Annotated in this window: 22 protein-coding genes and 1 pseudogene; 18 read left to right on the plus strand and 5 right to left on the minus strand. The window is 32.7% G+C overall.

Annotated features, from left to right (window positions below; all coding sequences use genetic code 11):
• Window positions 1-6: 6 nt before the first annotated feature.
• From kamA to yodN, 4 genes are all read left to right on the plus strand, one after another.
• The gene (kamA, locus tag AC1Q51_RS02510; protein WP_000902145.1) at window positions 7-1428 is read left to right on the plus strand and encodes a lysine 2,3-aminomutase; all 1422 of its coding nucleotides are present in this window, start codon (window positions 7-9) and stop codon (window positions 1426-1428) included.
• Window positions 1425-1697, plus strand: coding sequence for a YokU family protein (locus AC1Q51_RS02515; RefSeq protein ID WP_000995766.1), 273 nt, complete (start codon window positions 1425-1427; stop codon window positions 1695-1697). Before kamA ends, AC1Q51_RS02515 begins: the two co-directional genes overlap by 4 nt.
• A gap of 72 nt (window positions 1698-1769) precedes the next feature.
• Window positions 1770-1985, plus strand: a complete 216-nt coding sequence (locus AC1Q51_RS02520; RefSeq protein WP_000750717.1) for a YozE family protein — start codon at window positions 1770-1772, stop codon at window positions 1983-1985.
• 249 nt (window positions 1986-2234) lie between these two features.
• Window positions 2235-2897 carry a germination protein YodN gene (yodN, locus tag AC1Q51_RS02525; protein WP_000101498.1) on the plus strand — a complete coding sequence of 221 codons (663 nt, stop codon included), beginning with the start codon at window positions 2235-2237 and terminating at the stop codon, window positions 2895-2897.
• A 4-nt stretch (window positions 2898-2901) separates the two neighbouring features.
• On the opposite strand, the gene AC1Q51_RS02530 is transcribed toward yodN, so the two are convergent.
• Window positions 2902-3057 carry a DUF3930 family protein gene (locus AC1Q51_RS02530; protein WP_000431486.1) on the minus strand — a complete coding sequence of 52 codons (156 nt, stop codon included), beginning with the start codon at window positions 3055-3057 and terminating at the stop codon, window positions 2902-2904.
• 149 nt (window positions 3058-3206) lie between these two features.
• On the opposite strand from AC1Q51_RS02530, the gene AC1Q51_RS02535 reads away from it, so the two are divergent.
• From AC1Q51_RS02535 to AC1Q51_RS02555, 5 genes are all read left to right on the plus strand, one after another.
• Window positions 3207-3386, plus strand: coding sequence for a YozD family protein (locus tag AC1Q51_RS02535; protein WP_000658451.1), 180 nt, complete (start codon window positions 3207-3209; stop codon window positions 3384-3386).
• A gap of 110 nt (window positions 3387-3496) precedes the next feature.
• Window positions 3497-3679, plus strand: coding sequence for a hypothetical protein (locus tag AC1Q51_RS02540; protein WP_000473371.1), 183 nt, complete (start codon window positions 3497-3499; stop codon window positions 3677-3679).
• Window positions 3679-4500: a serine/threonine protein kinase gene (locus AC1Q51_RS02545; protein WP_000872057.1), complete on the plus strand. Its 822-nt coding sequence runs from the start codon at window positions 3679-3681 to the stop codon at window positions 4498-4500. The genes AC1Q51_RS02540 and AC1Q51_RS02545 overlap by 1 nt, the downstream gene beginning before the upstream one ends.
• A complete protein-coding gene (locus AC1Q51_RS02550; protein ID WP_000486625.1) occupies window positions 4482-5237 on the plus strand; it encodes a sporulation protein in 756 nt (251 codons plus the stop codon). The genes AC1Q51_RS02545 and AC1Q51_RS02550 overlap by 19 nt, the downstream gene beginning before the upstream one ends.
• A 77-nt stretch (window positions 5238-5314) precedes the next feature.
• Window positions 5315-5950, plus strand: coding sequence for a phosphatase PAP2 family protein (locus AC1Q51_RS02555; protein WP_000833369.1), 636 nt, complete (start codon window positions 5315-5317; stop codon window positions 5948-5950).
• Here AC1Q51_RS02555 and AC1Q51_RS02560 read toward each other — a convergent pair.
• From AC1Q51_RS02560 to AC1Q51_RS02570, 3 genes are all read right to left on the minus strand, one after another.
• Window positions 5940-6821 (minus strand): cation diffusion facilitator family transporter, encoded by an 882-nt coding sequence (locus tag AC1Q51_RS02560; RefSeq protein ID WP_492331344.1) that lies wholly within the window; start codon window positions 6819-6821, stop codon window positions 5940-5942. The genes AC1Q51_RS02555 and AC1Q51_RS02560 overlap by 11 nt on opposite strands.
• Before the next feature lie 352 nt (window positions 6822-7173).
• On the minus strand, window positions 7174-7488 hold the full coding sequence (locus AC1Q51_RS02565) for a thioredoxin family protein (protein ID WP_000658787.1): 315 nt from the start codon (window positions 7486-7488) through the stop codon (window positions 7174-7176).
• A 265-nt stretch (window positions 7489-7753) separates the two neighbouring features.
• The gene (locus AC1Q51_RS02570) at window positions 7754-8284 is read right to left on the minus strand and encodes a GNAT family N-acetyltransferase (RefSeq protein WP_046392668.1); all 531 of its coding nucleotides are present in this window, start codon (window positions 8282-8284) and stop codon (window positions 7754-7756) included.
• 203 nt (window positions 8285-8487) lie between these two features.
• Here AC1Q51_RS02570 and AC1Q51_RS02575 point away from each other — a divergent pair.
• From AC1Q51_RS02575 to AC1Q51_RS02595, 5 genes and pseudogenes are all read left to right on the plus strand, one after another.
• A pseudogene (locus AC1Q51_RS02575) lies at window positions 8488-8592 on the plus strand (2TM domain-containing protein); the annotation flags it as partial.
• A gap of 327 nt (window positions 8593-8919) precedes the next feature.
• A complete protein-coding gene (locus AC1Q51_RS02580; protein ID WP_130813707.1) occupies window positions 8920-9195 on the plus strand; it encodes a hypothetical protein in 276 nt (91 codons plus the stop codon).
• Window positions 9196-9339: 144 nt separating this feature from the next.
• Window positions 9340-9591: a DUF3947 family protein gene (locus AC1Q51_RS02585; RefSeq protein WP_000500095.1), complete on the plus strand. Its 252-nt coding sequence runs from the start codon at window positions 9340-9342 to the stop codon at window positions 9589-9591.
• A gap of 137 nt (window positions 9592-9728) precedes the next feature.
• Window positions 9729-10265: a C1q-like domain-containing protein gene (locus tag AC1Q51_RS02590; protein WP_001278088.1), complete on the plus strand. Its 537-nt coding sequence runs from the start codon at window positions 9729-9731 to the stop codon at window positions 10263-10265.
• Between the two features lie 153 nt (window positions 10266-10418).
• Window positions 10419-10994: a complement C1q domain-containing protein gene (locus AC1Q51_RS02595; RefSeq protein ID WP_000122945.1), complete on the plus strand. Its 576-nt coding sequence runs from the start codon at window positions 10419-10421 to the stop codon at window positions 10992-10994.
• Between the two features lie 687 nt (window positions 10995-11681).
• Here AC1Q51_RS02595 and AC1Q51_RS02600 read toward each other — a convergent pair.
• Window positions 11682-11876, minus strand: a complete 195-nt coding sequence (locus AC1Q51_RS02600) for a hypothetical protein (protein ID WP_000729004.1) — start codon at window positions 11874-11876, stop codon at window positions 11682-11684.
• Window positions 11877-12141: 265 nt separating this feature from the next.
• Between AC1Q51_RS02600 and AC1Q51_RS02605 the strand changes: the two genes are divergently transcribed.
• The 4 genes from AC1Q51_RS02605 to AC1Q51_RS02620 all read left to right on the plus strand — a co-directional run bounded on the left by AC1Q51_RS02605 (window position 12142) and on the right by AC1Q51_RS02620 (window position 15178).
• Complete coding sequence (locus tag AC1Q51_RS02605) at window positions 12142-12309, plus strand: hypothetical protein (RefSeq protein WP_000392277.1); 168 nt, start codon at window positions 12142-12144, stop codon at window positions 12307-12309.
• A 277-nt stretch (window positions 12310-12586) separates the two neighbouring features.
• Entirely contained in the window at window positions 12587-13585 is a 999-nt protein-coding gene (locus AC1Q51_RS02610) for a glycoside hydrolase family 25 protein (protein ID WP_492331345.1), read from the plus strand.
• A gap of 202 nt (window positions 13586-13787) precedes the next feature.
• A complete protein-coding gene (locus AC1Q51_RS02615; RefSeq protein WP_000727353.1) occupies window positions 13788-14639 on the plus strand; it encodes a peptidylprolyl isomerase PrsA in 852 nt (283 codons plus the stop codon).
• Between the two features lie 320 nt (window positions 14640-14959).
• Entirely contained in the window at window positions 14960-15178 is a 219-nt protein-coding gene (locus AC1Q51_RS02620; protein ID WP_000864277.1) for a hypothetical protein, read from the plus strand.
• The last annotated feature ends 174 nt before the right edge of the window (window positions 15179-15352 follow it).

The raw sequence follows: 15352 nt of genomic DNA on the forward strand, positions 1-15352 counted from the left end.
ATAGCAATGTTACATGATGTATACAAACCAAATCGTCACTGGAAGGATATCGAATTATGGAAAGATGTTACTGAAGAGCAATGGAATGATTGGGTTTGGCAATTAACGAATACGATCAAAACGTTAGATGACTTAAGAAAAGTAATTAACTTAACACCTGAAGAAGAAGAGGGCGTTAAAATTTCAACGAAAACGATCCCGTTAAACATTACACCGTACTATGCTTGGCTAATGAATCCTGATGATCCACGCTGTCCGATTCGGATGCAATCAGTACCGATTTCGGAAGAGTTATATAAAACAAAATATGATTTAGAAGATCCGCTTCACGAAGATGAAGATTCACCAGTTCCAGGGCTAACACATCGTTATCCGGACCGTGTACTATTCTTAGTAACAAATCAATGTTCTATGTATTGTCGTTACTGTACACGCCGTCGTTTTAGTGGACAAATTGGAATGGGTGTACCGAAGAAACAATTAGATGATGCGATTGCTTATATTAGTGAAACACCACAAGTACGAGATGTATTAATCTCCGGTGGTGATGGACTTCTAATTAACGATAAAATTTTAGAATATGTATTAAAAAATTTACGAGAGATTCCGCATGTTGAGATTATTCGTATCGGAACGAGAGCACCAGTAGTATTCCCACAACGTATTACAGAAAATTTATGTAACATTATTAAAAAATACCATCCAGTATGGTTAAATACACATTTCAATACATCTATTGAAATTACTGAAGAATCGAAAAAGGCATGTGAAATGTTAGCGAATGCTGGTGTTCCAGTCGGAAACCAAGCAGTAATTTTAGCTGGTATTAACGACAGCGTTCCAATTATGAAAAAACTTATGCATGACTTAGTAAAAATCCGTGTACGTCCATATTACATTTATCAATGTGATTTATCTGAAGGTATCGGTCACTTCCGTGCACCAGTATCTAAAGGTCTTGAAATTATTGAAGGTTTACGTGGACACACATCTGGTTATGCTGTTCCGACATTCGTTGTTGATGCGCCAGGTGGAGGCGGTAAAATTGCACTTCAACCAAACTATTTAATCTCACAAAGTGCAGATAAAGTTGTACTTCGTAACTTTGAAGGTGTTATTACGACGTATCCAGAGCCAGAGAGCTATATTCCAGGAAGAGCGGAAGGATACTTTAAAGAGATTTATCCGAACTACGAAGAAAAACGTTCAGATGTTGGTATCGCAGGTCTTATGAGCGATAAGAAATTTAACCTCGTTCCAGACGACTTACAGCGTATGAACCGTCGTAAAGACTATGAAGATAATGATACGCATGCATCTTTAAAAGATAAACGTGATAAGCGTGATCAATTAAAAGATAAAAAATATCAAGCACAAATGGCTAAATTAGAAGAAAACGACAAAAAAACTGAGGGTGATGCAGTATGAATTGTATGTGGTGTGACAGTACAGAAGCGAAAGAAAGCTTGAATACTGTATATTGGGAATTACCAGATGGTACGAAAGCCATTGAAATCCAAAAGACACCATGTATTTCTTGTTCCTCGTGCGGGATGGACTATCAATCAGACCATACAGTAAAAGAAATTGAAGATCAATTATTTTTAATTTACACGAAAGATTTACCAAAACAACTAACGTATGAAGAATTAATGGGAAGACCGCGTCTATTAAAAAGAAATTATTTCGACTTTTAACCAGCTTTTATGCTGGTTTTTTTCTTTTTCGCCTTGTATAATGTACCCAAGTTAGAAAGGTAGGGAATATTTTTGAAAAAAACATTTTACCATTATATGATGAAGCATCGTGCAGCTTTATTTAGAAATGAAATTTCAGATTTAGCAGAGGCGATGTATGATGATTTAAGTTTTCCGAAGCAATCTGAAGACTATGATGAAATTAGTTCATACTTAGAGTTGAGCGGAATGCTAGAAAGTATGTCTATATTTGATGAAGCCTGGGATTTATACATACAAGATAGATAAAAACTATTTGAAAACATACAGAATACATTACTTTGTTTAAAGTGAAGTATTCTGTATGTTTTTTTATACGAAATTTGTTGATTTGAAGCTAGTCTAGTTACTAGCTTTTTTTTGAGTGTAACGTAAATTTTATAAGATTATAATTTTTATTGAAAAAATTTATGAATATAAGCTTCTGTGATAAGCGTTTTTATGTAGGTTGCATATACTGATATCAAAATCACGACGTCAAAAAAAGGAGAGATAGAGATGGCAAGAAAAAAACAACCTAAATACAACGTAGGGGACATAGTCGTGATTACGCTATATGGAACCGTTGGGAAAATCACAAATATGAAGGTTTTAGATGGAGTTTATGTATACGAAGTCAATAATCACGATGGATTTTACGTAGAGCAAACATTGCAGCACGTTACAGAGCAAGATATGAAAAAGGGCGATACGGAATGGATTGAATTAAATTATAATTTCACGTTTGGTGATCTTGTGCAAGTAACTGGATATGATAAAGATGTTTTCCGTATTGTTGGTTTTCGTACAGAAGTATGGAGATATAAGAATGACGCATGGGAAGATACAATTTATGAATTGTCACGGATTACGGATGGTGAATGGTTAGAAGCGGATGAGTCAGATTTAACGTTACTTGCGAATGCTCAAACGGCAAATGCAATTTTGAAGAAACTGAAACAAGATAAAGCAGGTATGAATAAATTAGATTTAGGTAAGTTAAAGTCAATTAACAACTCGAAAAAAGTGAGTGTTAAGACGAATCGTCAAGAAATCATTGATGGGTTACTTGATATTTATAACGATTATCAATTATTGTTCGATACATTTAAAGATGAAGAATATAAAATTGTAATGGATGTTGTTCATAATTATTTAGTTAAATTGACAGAGAAAAAATAGTTAACTAGAAAGAGAGAATAAATTGAACAACAACATATGCAGTATAAGGTATGCCTACAACTATTAAAAAAATAAAAAGCCACTTTATAAGAGAGTCTGCCCATTGATCTTCATGCATGAACTCTTCTTTTGTTTGTCCTACTTCATATTGATTTTCCATTATTATTTCCCCCTTTGAATAGCTTGTACTACAATCGTATGCATCTCGTCCAAAGCTTATGACCTATAAAAAAATAAAATCTATTTTTCTAATCTCATATACATAATTTTGAGATTTTTTCATAAAACAGAAATAAAGGAGTGATGCTCATGAAGGAAATTGAAGTCGTGATTGATACGGAAGAGATTGCGGAGTTTTTTTATGAGCAACTAATTGAAAGAGGGTACGTCCCAAAACGAGAAGAAATTGAAGATCTCGCAGATATTACATTTGAGTATTTATTAGAGAAATGTATGATTGATGAAGTTTTTGATGAAGAGGATGAATGAAAGTAACGACGGGCATAACTCGTCGTTTTTTACTCTTTACAAACCTGTCACAAATATAGTCAATAATTATTGGTATAATGAAAAGGAAATTTTACTCAAGAGGTGAAGGAATGTTCAAAAAAATTATTGATTCTTTATTAGGAAAGAAAAAATATCGTTCGTATTCAAGTAGTGATTATCGTCGTAGAGGGCGCTCTTATTCAAGTAGCGATTATAAACGACGTTCATCTGGTTATGGACATCAACATTATAAAAGAAAACGTAAAAGCCGTAGCTTCTTTTCAAGTAGCTGATGAAATGGCGTCGTGTACTAGCTTTATTTGATAGACCACTGCGAAAAAATACAATTGTTGCAGAACGTTATAAAATTGAATCAGTAATTGGAATGGGCAGTTATGGGGTTACATATGTCGTTAATGATTTACAAATAAATAGATATAAAGTCTTAAAACAATTAAGACAAAGTAAACAAAGATATGAGTCTGGTAGAAAATCATTTGAACAAGAGAAAATGATTTTACAAACATTGAATCATCATGCAATTCCTAGTCTATATGATCATTTCATATGGGAGAAAAAGAGCTTCTTTGTAATGGAGTACATGCCTGGTAAAAATTTTGAAGATTATATTTTCATAGATGGGTATGTATATACAGAACGTGAAGTTTTTGAGATTTTATATGAAATATTAGAAATTGTATCGGTGTTTCATAGTGAAGGCATTATTCATCGAGATTTACGCATTCCAAACATACTAATGAAAGAAAATCAAATTAGTATTATTGATTTTGGATTGGCTAAATGGAAAGGTGAGGATGATGAGCGAGCTACAACTTACGAAGGTGAACAAGCTTTGATGCGAGAAGTTCACTTTCGTAGTGACTTTTATGCGCTCGGTCATTTCTCATTATTTTTATTATATGCAGGATATGAATCTAATGAAAAAAAGGAAAAACCATGGTACGAAGAATTAACTTTGGAAAATTATAATCGCGAAATGCTTATGCGAATGTTACAAATAAAAACGCCGTACTATGAGAATGTACAAGATTTAAAACAAGATGTAGCTTCTGCTTTAGAGAGGATGGAGACTCCATGTTTCAAAAGTTTTTAGCAAGCGTTGGTATTGGAAGTGCAAAGGTAGATACTGTTCTTGAAAAAGATGAGTATATTGTTGGGGAAGAAATAGTTGGAAAGGTTCATATAACTGGAGGTTCAGTTAGCCAACAAATTGAAAGCATTTACTTAACATTATCGACGTCGTATGTACGAGAAGTGGATGATAAAAAAGTAACAGCAACATATGATTTAGAGCGAGTACGCTTAACAGAACCTTTTTCTGTAGAACCGAATGAAAAAGTTGAAATTCCATTTTCTTTTCCAATGCCAATTGAAGCACCACTTACACTTGGTATGAAAACGGTTTGGATTCATACAGGTCTTGATATTAAACGTAGTATAGACCCAAGTGACCGCGACTACGTTCAAGTGTTACCCAATGCATTATTAAGTAGTGTTTTAGATAGTGTAAATGAATTAGGGTTTAAAGCACGTCATATAGAATGTGAAGAATTACCGCATCGATTACGTAAGCAAGTTCCATTCGCACAAGAATTTGAGTTTATTCCGGTTTCTGGAGAGCATTATGGGAAATTAGATGAATTAGAATTATTAATCTTGCCACGTGCATACGACCGACTAGAAATTATTATGGAAGTAGATAGAAAATCCCGTGGTTTAGCTGGATTATTCGCTGAGGCGCTTGATCTTGATGAGAAGGTGATTCGTTTTACCGTAACAAGAGAAGATATCCCTGAGATGAAGCAAAAAATTAATAATTATATTTTTTAATAAACTATGCATAAAAAAGAAATGGAGAGGAAAACTAAAACAACCGCTCCATTTTTTTGCATAGTGAGGTTATGTATGTGAAACGATATCGACATTTATACTTGCTAAGTTTTACGTTACTCATTTGTTTTGTCGTATTATCACTTTCGTATCATACCGCTTGTATTGAGAATTTTGACAATATAGTCGCACATTTTATTCAAAGCTTTCGAAACGATTATTTGACGACCTATTTTACTTGGGTGTCTTTTATCGGTTCAAAAAGAATATATTTTCCATTACTCATTATTCTTGTAATGTATTTTCTCGTTAGAAAAAAGTTGCTTAGTGCGTTACTTCTAACAATTAATTACTACGGATCTCGTTATTTAAACAGTATGCTTAAACTATGGTACGAACGAGCAAGACCTGATGTCACGCAGCTTGTTACTGCAACTGGATATAGTTTTCCGAGCGGTCATACGATGAATGCTACTGCTTTTTTAGGATTTATTGCATACGTCACAATTACTGAAGATCGTATTTCATTGCATAAAAAATTATTAATTATTCTTATAGCAAGCTTTGTTGTATTATCTATTTCAGTTAGCCGAATATATCTTGGCGTGCACTATCCATCTGACGTATTAGCAGGATGGGCAGCTGGCGGTAGCTGGCTCGTTTTATGTGTTATATTTCATAAAACGTTCATAAAAAAAGAACCTATGTCATAATAGGTTCTTTTTTCATTGGCTCAACATGAATGTGTGCATGGTAAATTCCAAACTTTTTGCGAAGCATAGCCTCGATATTGTCAGTAATACAGTGACTTTCTCCAACATCCATACGAGCATCTACTTCAATTGTAATATCAACGTACGTTTGATTCCCGTACATACGAGCTCGAATATCTACAATGTTTTCCACACCGCCAATATGTTCAATAGCATCAGCGTATTCCTCCATTTTATCAGGATCAATTCCATCTGTTAGCATATGAGAAGATTCTACGAAAATCTCCCATGCAGTTTTACAAATAATAAGACCGACAATTAAAGCGGCAATAGGGTCTAAAATAGGCATTTGGAACTGAGAACCGACAATACCTACTACAGTACCAATACTTACGAGTGCATCTGATAAATTATCCTTTGCAGCGGCTTCTAATGATTTACTTTTTGTTCGTGCTGCCATTTTTTTCGTATACAAATACACGCAGTACATAACGACAGCAGAAAATAGAGCAACCCATGCAGCGAGTACATTAGGTGCTGCTTGTTTCGGATTTAAGAAAGATTGAATGGCACTAATAACAACTTCTAATCCGACTGTTGCCATAATGAAGGACGCAACAAGTGATGCGATTTGTTCGGCCCGCGAATGCCCATACGGATGATCTGGGTCACGAGGTTTACGAGATATTTTTAGACCAATTAATATCGCTAAAGAAGCACCGATATCCGTTAAGTTATTTAAACCGTCAGCACGTAATGCACTAGAGAGGGTAATATAACTGATGATGATTTTCATAGAGGATAAAAATATGTAGGCCATAATGCTGACAATAGCACCTTTATCAGCTTCTTTATGAGAAAGAGTATCCATTTTAATCACTCACCTTTCTTTAAAGGAATTCTTTCTATAAATAGAGTATCAAACGAAAGTCGTGTGGGTCTATACAAACATTGTTGACGTTTTATAGCTTTTTAAGAAGGGGATAACAAAGTTTCGTGAAGGAAAAATATGTTGAAAAGTACAAAGTCAGGGTGTAAACCGAATTGGAGTTTATTTACTAAAGAGATAGGAGGGGAGATGGATGAGGAAACGAATACTTTTCTTACTATGTATTATTCTTATAATGACAAGGTGTAATTCATTAAACGATGAAAAACGTCAAAAGGTAAGTGTGAAAATAGATGAAAGCCCTCTGAAAAATATTTTCCAGAGGGCTTTTATTTTAGTATGCTTCTAAAAACTCAGTAACTTGCTCTTCAGTTTTTGCGTTAGCACTATGTAAGTGGCCTAACTTCTCACCATTTTGGTATACAAGTAAACTTGGAATACCCATTACTTGATACTCTTCAGCGATACTTGGAAACTCATCTTTATTAATAGAATACCATTCAAATTTATTGAACTCTTCCATTACATCTCCGATAAAGTTGTCCATACGTACGCAATCTGGGCACCATGTAGTAAAGAACTTAACAACTACAGGCTCCTCGCTTGCGATGATGTCTTTGAATTCTTGTTCTGTTTTAATTTCTTTCATAAGTAAAACTCCTTTCAATATCACACGAATTTATATGCAAAATTCGTATTTGCAAACATGTTGCAAACTTATTATTTGTTTTTTAGTTTTGTAGTTCGTTCACACTTATAAAATTGTATGTAACATGACTGCGCTACTAAGTGTGAAAATAACGAAACCTCACTTTTCTTTATAAGCTTTTTCCAGGATTGTGTCAAACTTTTGAATTTTATACAAAAATTAAAGAAGCCCACACTTTGATTGAGTATGGGCAGAGGGACTAAAATTAATCGCTTATTAATTTCGAATAGATATTTAAATCGATAAGCTTTCCAGCTGATTTTTCGCTCTTTCTCAGAGTACCTTCAAAAGTAAAGTTTAATTTTTCTAATACTTTTATGGAATTTACATTTGCAGGTTCAACTTTTGCTTCAACACGATTTAGTTTTAGATGTGTAAAAGCATAATCTAATAAAGAGGATATTGCTTCAGGTGCATATCCTTTACCCCAAAATGTTTTTGAAATATCATAGCCAATCTCAGTCTTTGAGTTTTCAAAATCTAAGGAATTATAGCCACATGAACCGATAATGTGATTAGATTCTTTTTCAATAATAGTAAAACGTATAGCTTTATTATTTTTAGCGAGTTCGTTAAGGAATTGAATCATATCTTTTGCCTGGTTCTCATCAGTGAAATTACTTATATTCATGAATTTAGTAACATCAGGATCAGACCATATTTTAAACATACTTAGTGAATCAGATGCTTTCATTTTCCTTAAATATAATCTCTGTGAGTGTAGTTCTGTAATCAATACTTTTACCTCCGTTATGTTGTAATGATAGGTAGATTAAAAATATTGATATCTGCGCATAATTCAGTCCCTTCTAGATTAATTAACTTTTATTATACAAGAAAATTACTACATTGAACAAAGGCGTTAATTGGAGGTAACGAAATGACAAACTCATCAATTGAATATTGCGTTCAGTGTGATTAAGAAAGTGGTGTATAAAGATGGGACGAGATGAGAGTTACTTCCAAACTAAAAAAAGAGTAGATAATTTAAAAACATTTTACATTCATTTAACCATCTACATACTAGTCAATCTGATGCTTTTTTTTACTTTTTAAGTAGTGAATTAGCTATTTTTTATTTTAATTACAAAAATTGAATAAGGTTAGAAATTATATGGTTGTAACGGGAATTAAGGGATATGAATAAAAAAATTTATCTCGCATTAACGGGCAGTAAGATCCTCACCTCAAAATTCAGCGGAAGCAAAGAAGTTAGGTGGAGTCGGGATGCCCGTAAAAGCCCGATTGGTGAGGGCTGATTAAAGTTTCACTTTATTAGGGATTTGCCTTAAACATTTATTGCAGTTAAGAATATTTATAATAATATGAACTAAAAAAGGTCCGATTTTTGTAATGTTGGAGGGGATTATTGTGGACATAACTCAAAGCGTATCAAGAATAGTGGTTAATGGAAAAGACCTTTCTTTCACTTCAGTTCAAACCTCTGCATGGAATCATGGACCTGTAAATGATTTAATCATTACGACGAATCAGAGGGTGAATGAGCTTTTTCAATTCATGTGGTCACAAGTACCGGTTACGATGTCGATATATTTTCTGCAAGGGGCGGATTTACTTAGGTTCGTCAGGGTTGCGGGAATTAATGAGCGTGTAACAGGAGAATATGTATATCATTTCATTTGGTAATAAGAAGGAGTCAAAGTAGTCTAGCAGCTACTTTTTTATTTTGTTATTTGAATATAAGCGAGTGGACTAGCTTTATAGTACCCACTGAAATAAAGAATCATAATATAATTTGTAATAACTTATACGGGAAGGGAGCTGAAAATCATGTTTTATTCATATTTTAATTCTGAAACTGGTATGCGACCAGCGTATGGTACATCTATAACGTATAGTGGAGCACAAAGTACAGTCCAAGCTATTCAACAAGCATTGCAAATGCAACAACAATTGCAAATGCAGCAGCAAGGTGTACAACCGTATTATTCATCCGTAGAGTATTTTTACCCAGTACATCATGTTACACCGTACGGAAGTTCTTTTCTTACTATTCCATATGGAACTGTATACAACTTATAACTAGTAAGGAATGAAGTGGTGTATATAAATAAGGGTGCAGGTTAATAGCGCCCTTATGAATAATAAAAATAGCTAGTCCAAACCTTATAAATCAATCTTACATAATATGTAGTAATAAGTTTGAAAGGGGAATTAGTATGTCTTGTTATTACTACTGTAAGTATTGTAAGGAGTATAAAAAGAAGCATCATGATTGTTGTAAGAACACTAGTAAGTGCCATGATAACAAGGACAATCTTGTTAGAGCATCCGCATTTAGAGCTAGAAATACAGTAAATCAAAATGTTCCTGCTAATACTTTTGTGAAAGTGTTATTTCAAAATGAACAATTTGATTTAGCGAATGAGTATAATCCAGCAACATCTATTTTTATGCCGAAGACTAAAGGAGTATATTCTATTATTGGAACGATTGGTTTCTTTCCAAACGATCCAACTTTAAATTATAGAGCGCGTGTAGAAATTCGTGTGAATGGAAACGCAGCGATAGCTATAGATAATGACTTTTTTGGTCCAATAAGTTTTGGAAATGTAGTAAGTGTTTCGACGATTGTTCAATTGAATGCAGGGGATGAAGTTGAGATTTATGCACAAAGTAGTATAGATGGAGTTTTAAGTCCTTTAGAAGATGGTGCACATTTTGAAGCAGCTAGATTTCCTTCTCCAATTAAATAAAGTCATTAAACAATGAGTTTACAGAAGCTTAAAGGTAAACCCTCACCGAAATGGTGAGGGTTTTTTACTCTATTAAAAATAGTAACAGGTCGTCCAAGCTATTCTAATCTATATAGCATACTATGTAAAAATAAGTGTAAAGGGGGACTAACTATGTCTTATTATTACTGTAAGTATTGTAAAGATTACAAAAAGGAAAGTCATGATTGTTATAGGAAAAGTAGTAAATGTGATAGGAAGTATGTAAAGGTGAAGTGTTGTGATGATAAGAAAGAGGAGCTTGTAAGGGCATCGGCATTTAGAGCTGTGAATACAGTTAATCAACCTGTTCTAGCAAATACTCCTGTTAAAGTATTATTTCAAAATGAACAATTTGATCTAGCGAATGAATATAATCCAGTAACATCCATTTTCACTCCGAAAACTAGAGGGGTATATAGTGTATTAGGAAATATAACATTTTCTCCAAATGATTTTAATGTGAATTACAGAGCTAGAGTAGAAATTCGTGTGAATGGAAATCCAGCAATAGCGATAGATAATGATTTCTTTGGAACAGGAGTATTTTTTAATAATGATGTTTCCGTAACTACTATTCTTCAATTAGAAGCAGGAGATGTAGTTGAAATTTTTGCAGAAAGTAGTATTGCTGGCGTAATTGTACAAAATGTTAATGGTGTAAATACGGTTCACTTTGAAGTGGCAAGATTTCCTTCTCCAATTAAATAAAATAGATCATTAAATGTTTTTTAGTAGGTTTAGTTAATCCCCTTACCAAATGGTGGGGGATTATTATTGTTTTTCTAAAATATATAAGTAAACAGGTTAAGTATAGTTTAATTTGTAAGGGTTTCAATCTTCTTCAGATAATAAACAGAATAATAAGTAACATGCTTGTACAAACTCATTGTTAGTAAGTTTACTAGTTTTCTTATAGAACAAGAAAGAAGGAATACATAAAAGATCGTATCGTTACGTTTTTTCTTTACTATATAGAAATTATATATTGAACATAGATTTGTGAAGGTAATACTAATACACTGAAAAGAATAACATAAAGGCGATTACACTATATAAAAACAAAATCAATCCTAAGATGAGTAGTATTGGATGCAGCTTGAACATATTTGACCTCCTTGAGTATATAAAGAATTTTAATATATTATTGGTCAATTTAGAAGGGGGACGGTTGCATAAAAAAAGAGCATACATAATAAGTACGCTCTAAAGAAAGATAGGTTTTATGAGTGGATAATCTCCATACGATAATATATGTTCTTTTAATAAAAACGTGTAAAAAATCAATGAATTATCAATGGAATATCATAAAATGTGTAATTTTAGTTTAGGAATGCATTTATTTTCTTTCTCAGTTATTTTAGGTAACAAATTTGTGAAAATCGTACATTATGCGAACTAACAACGGGATAGCGATCGTACTTCAGTCACATATTTCTTAAAGTCTGGATATTGCGTGATAGTTTGACATTTAGGGGTGCATAGTTGATTAATTATAGACACATTTGTAATTACTTCGTTACAAGGACCGAAAAATGTAACTTTTAGTTTTGAATTTGGTGGGATTTTGAACACGATAGGTTTTTTTTTCATGAAATCAGCTCCTAATATTGAGTATTATAAGTTAAAGGATGTAGAGTCGTATTAGTATAATATGAAACTTCAGTGGATTTGCTTATAATAAAGAATTTCATAGTAGTAAAATTGCTTAAAGATGTAAAGGGGAAATTGAGAATGCGAAATAAAACGTTTAATTAATATAATCAATAAATACGCAAATGGTTAATATAACTAATGCATTTTTTTATTTTCTACATATTATGTTAGTAAGAATTGTATAAGGAGGTAGTATAAAATAGTGGAAGAAAATGTACAAGCTCAGCTTTCGCCACCGTGGATCACATATTTTAATGAATTAAAAAATTCAATAGGTGCTGATCCAACTGTTACAGTTGGGCCGCTTATTCCTGTTGGTGGTAATTATATTATTTTAGTGCATGCGTTAAGTTTGGAAGTTTTAATTTAATAATGTAGGGGGATGTTTTCTAATATCCGTAAAAATGATTGATACCTGGATTGATAGGACGAGATTACATAACAAATGAATAGTAGGGTATATTTCAAATATGAGAATGTTTTATATGGTATATATGTTAAAGTTAATAGAAATATTTCTGAAAGAGAATATATTTTTTAAAACAGTAACGATTCTTTTTATTTATATTATAGATAGCTAGTTTTAGAGAGATAAGGCTTACAATAAAACAAGCTATGAATAAGACATTAAAAAGGAGCTGGAATGTATGGGTTATATTGTAGATATTTCAAAATGGAATGGAACTATCAATTGGGATATTGCAGCATCTCAGCTAGATTTAGTGATTGCTAGAGTTCAAGATGGCTCTAATACGGTGGATTTTATGTATCAAAATTATGTTAGTGAAATGAAAAAGTATAGTATCCCATTCGGTAATTATGCTTTTTGCCGTTTTATATCTATTGCTGATGCAAAGAAAGAGGCACAAGATTTTTGGAATCGTGGTGATCAATCAGCTAAGTTTTGGGTGGCGGACGTAGAAGTTCAAACGATGGCAGATATGCAAGGCGGGACACAGGCATTTATTGATGAATTACGCCGTTTAGGTGCGGAAAAAGTAGGATTATATGTAGGGCATCACATGTATTTATCATTTGGAGCACGTAATATTGAAGCTGATTTCGTATGGATCCCTCGTTATGGAGGGAATAAGCCAGCATATCCATGTGATATTTGGCAATATACGGATTCAGGGAATGTTCCTGGGATTGGGAAATGTGATCTGAATCGATTAGTAGGAAATAAGTCACTTTCTTGGTTTATAGATTCGAACAAAGCAAATCAATCTAACATAGTGTATAAACAGCAACCGAATGGCATTGGTATTGCAGTTTCGAAATATCCTGATGGATACGGAATAAATTTATATGAGAACCCCATGAATCCTCAATTTACAGGTGCACTCACTCAGAAAATTCCATATTTAATCTTAACAGGTTATTGGGGAGGCGGTGAGCAAGATATGATTTGTTTAGGGAACGATAAGCAGTGGGCATATTTAAAACATTTTAAGGTGAAATGGTTTTATGCAACTTCGAAATATCCTGTCGGCTACAGAGTAAATTATTATGAAGAGCCTGAATGTATGAATTATAAAGGAAATATAAATGGATCGACATCTTTTCGAGTGTGGGGTAGAGTGGGAAATGCGGTAGATATCGGGCAGAATAGTTGGATACCTGAAGAACATGTAAGTATTAAGTAACTATAGCAGCCGTATTGTTTTTGAGGTGTATGTAAAGAGTCTTCTTACTATACATAATAGTAAGAAGACTCTTTATGTTTAAAAATGGAAATGCATGATACATAGTCAACTCATATGAAATGAATTACATGCAGAAAACACACTGTTTTCACAATGCCTGTGTATAGTTAATTTGCATAATGATAAAAGTGAGGTATTTGAATTGAAAAAGAAAAAAATATTTATTGGAACAATTATTTCATGCGTGATGCTAGCATTATCTGCATGTGGTTCTTCAGACAACGTAGTAACATCAAAAGTAGGAAATGTTACAGAGAAAGAATTAAGTAAAGAATTAAGACAACAATATGGAGAAAGTACTTTATATCAAATGATGTTAAGTAAGGCATTGTTAGATAAATATAAAGTTTCGGATGAGGAAGCAAAAAAGAAAGTAGAAGAAGCAAAAGATAAAATGGGTGAGAACTTTAAATCAACTTTAGAACAACTTGGATTGAAAAATGAAGATGAATTAAAAGAAAAAATGAAGCCAGAAATTGCATTTGAGAAAGCGATTAAAGCAACAGTCACAGAAAAAGATGTGAAAAATAACTATAAACCAGAAATGAAAGTAAGTCACATTTTAGTGAAAGATGAAAAGACAGCTAAAGAAGTAAAGGAGAAAGTAAATAATGGTGAAGATTTTGCTGCCTTAGCAAAACAGTATTCAGAAGATACTGGTTCAAAGGAACAGGGCGGGGAAATATCTGGTTTTGCTCCTGGACAAACTGTGAAAGAATTTGAGGAAGCTGCGTATAAATTAGATGCAGGCCAAGTAAGTGATCCAGTTAAAACAACTTACGGTTACCATATTATTAAAGTGACGGATAAAAAAGAATTGAAGCCATTTGATGAAGTAAAGGAAAAAATTCGTAAAGATTTAGAACAACAAAGACTACAAGATACGACAGGTAAATGGAAACAACAAGTAGTCAATGATTTATTGAAAGATGCTGATATTAAAGTGAATAATAAAGAATTTAAAGATACATTTAAATTTCTAGAAAAGAAATAATGATTGTAATCATAATTAGAAAAGGGAACTCATATAGAGTTCCCTTTTCTAATTAGTGTGTGAGTTATAAATAGATAGTAAGACAATACAATATTACATTTAAATATTAAGAATTACAATGGGAAATAATGGATATCGAACATAATTTAAAAAATAATACATATAATGTTTTTGAATAAATATTTAATATGGATAATTAGTAAAAAGCTGAGCATTCGAATGGAAAGGATGTTCTTTTTGGTGTGAAAATTTTAGGATAAATAATGAATCGTATTAAACGCGTCATTTACCACATCAATAAATTAAGGTGGGGAGAATATATGAAAGTAATCTTTCAAGGAGAGGGCGGCGCGAAAATTTTTGAGTCATATGATGAAAATGTAAGTGATTTATTAGCTATATTAAAAGAAACGAAAGGGATTAAAATCGGGATTGTTGAGTATAAAGTGTTAAAGTACGAACTTAATTATTTTCGTCATCCGAAAAAAGCGGATACAGAGAGAGAGTTACATATAATAGTACAACCTAAGTATATGTAATGAAATATAATAATAAAAATCACTGATTCAGTTTTGTAAAGTTTCATAGAGTATGTAAGAAAAGAGAGTGTTGTAAATGCTCTCTTTTCTTATGCTTTGTGAGTTCGTTCATCATAGTATATGTGTTCAGTTATAGATGGTTAATAAACGAAAAAATTTAAAACTTTTTTGTTT

Source organism: Bacillus sp. MT94 (assembly GCF_058792475.1).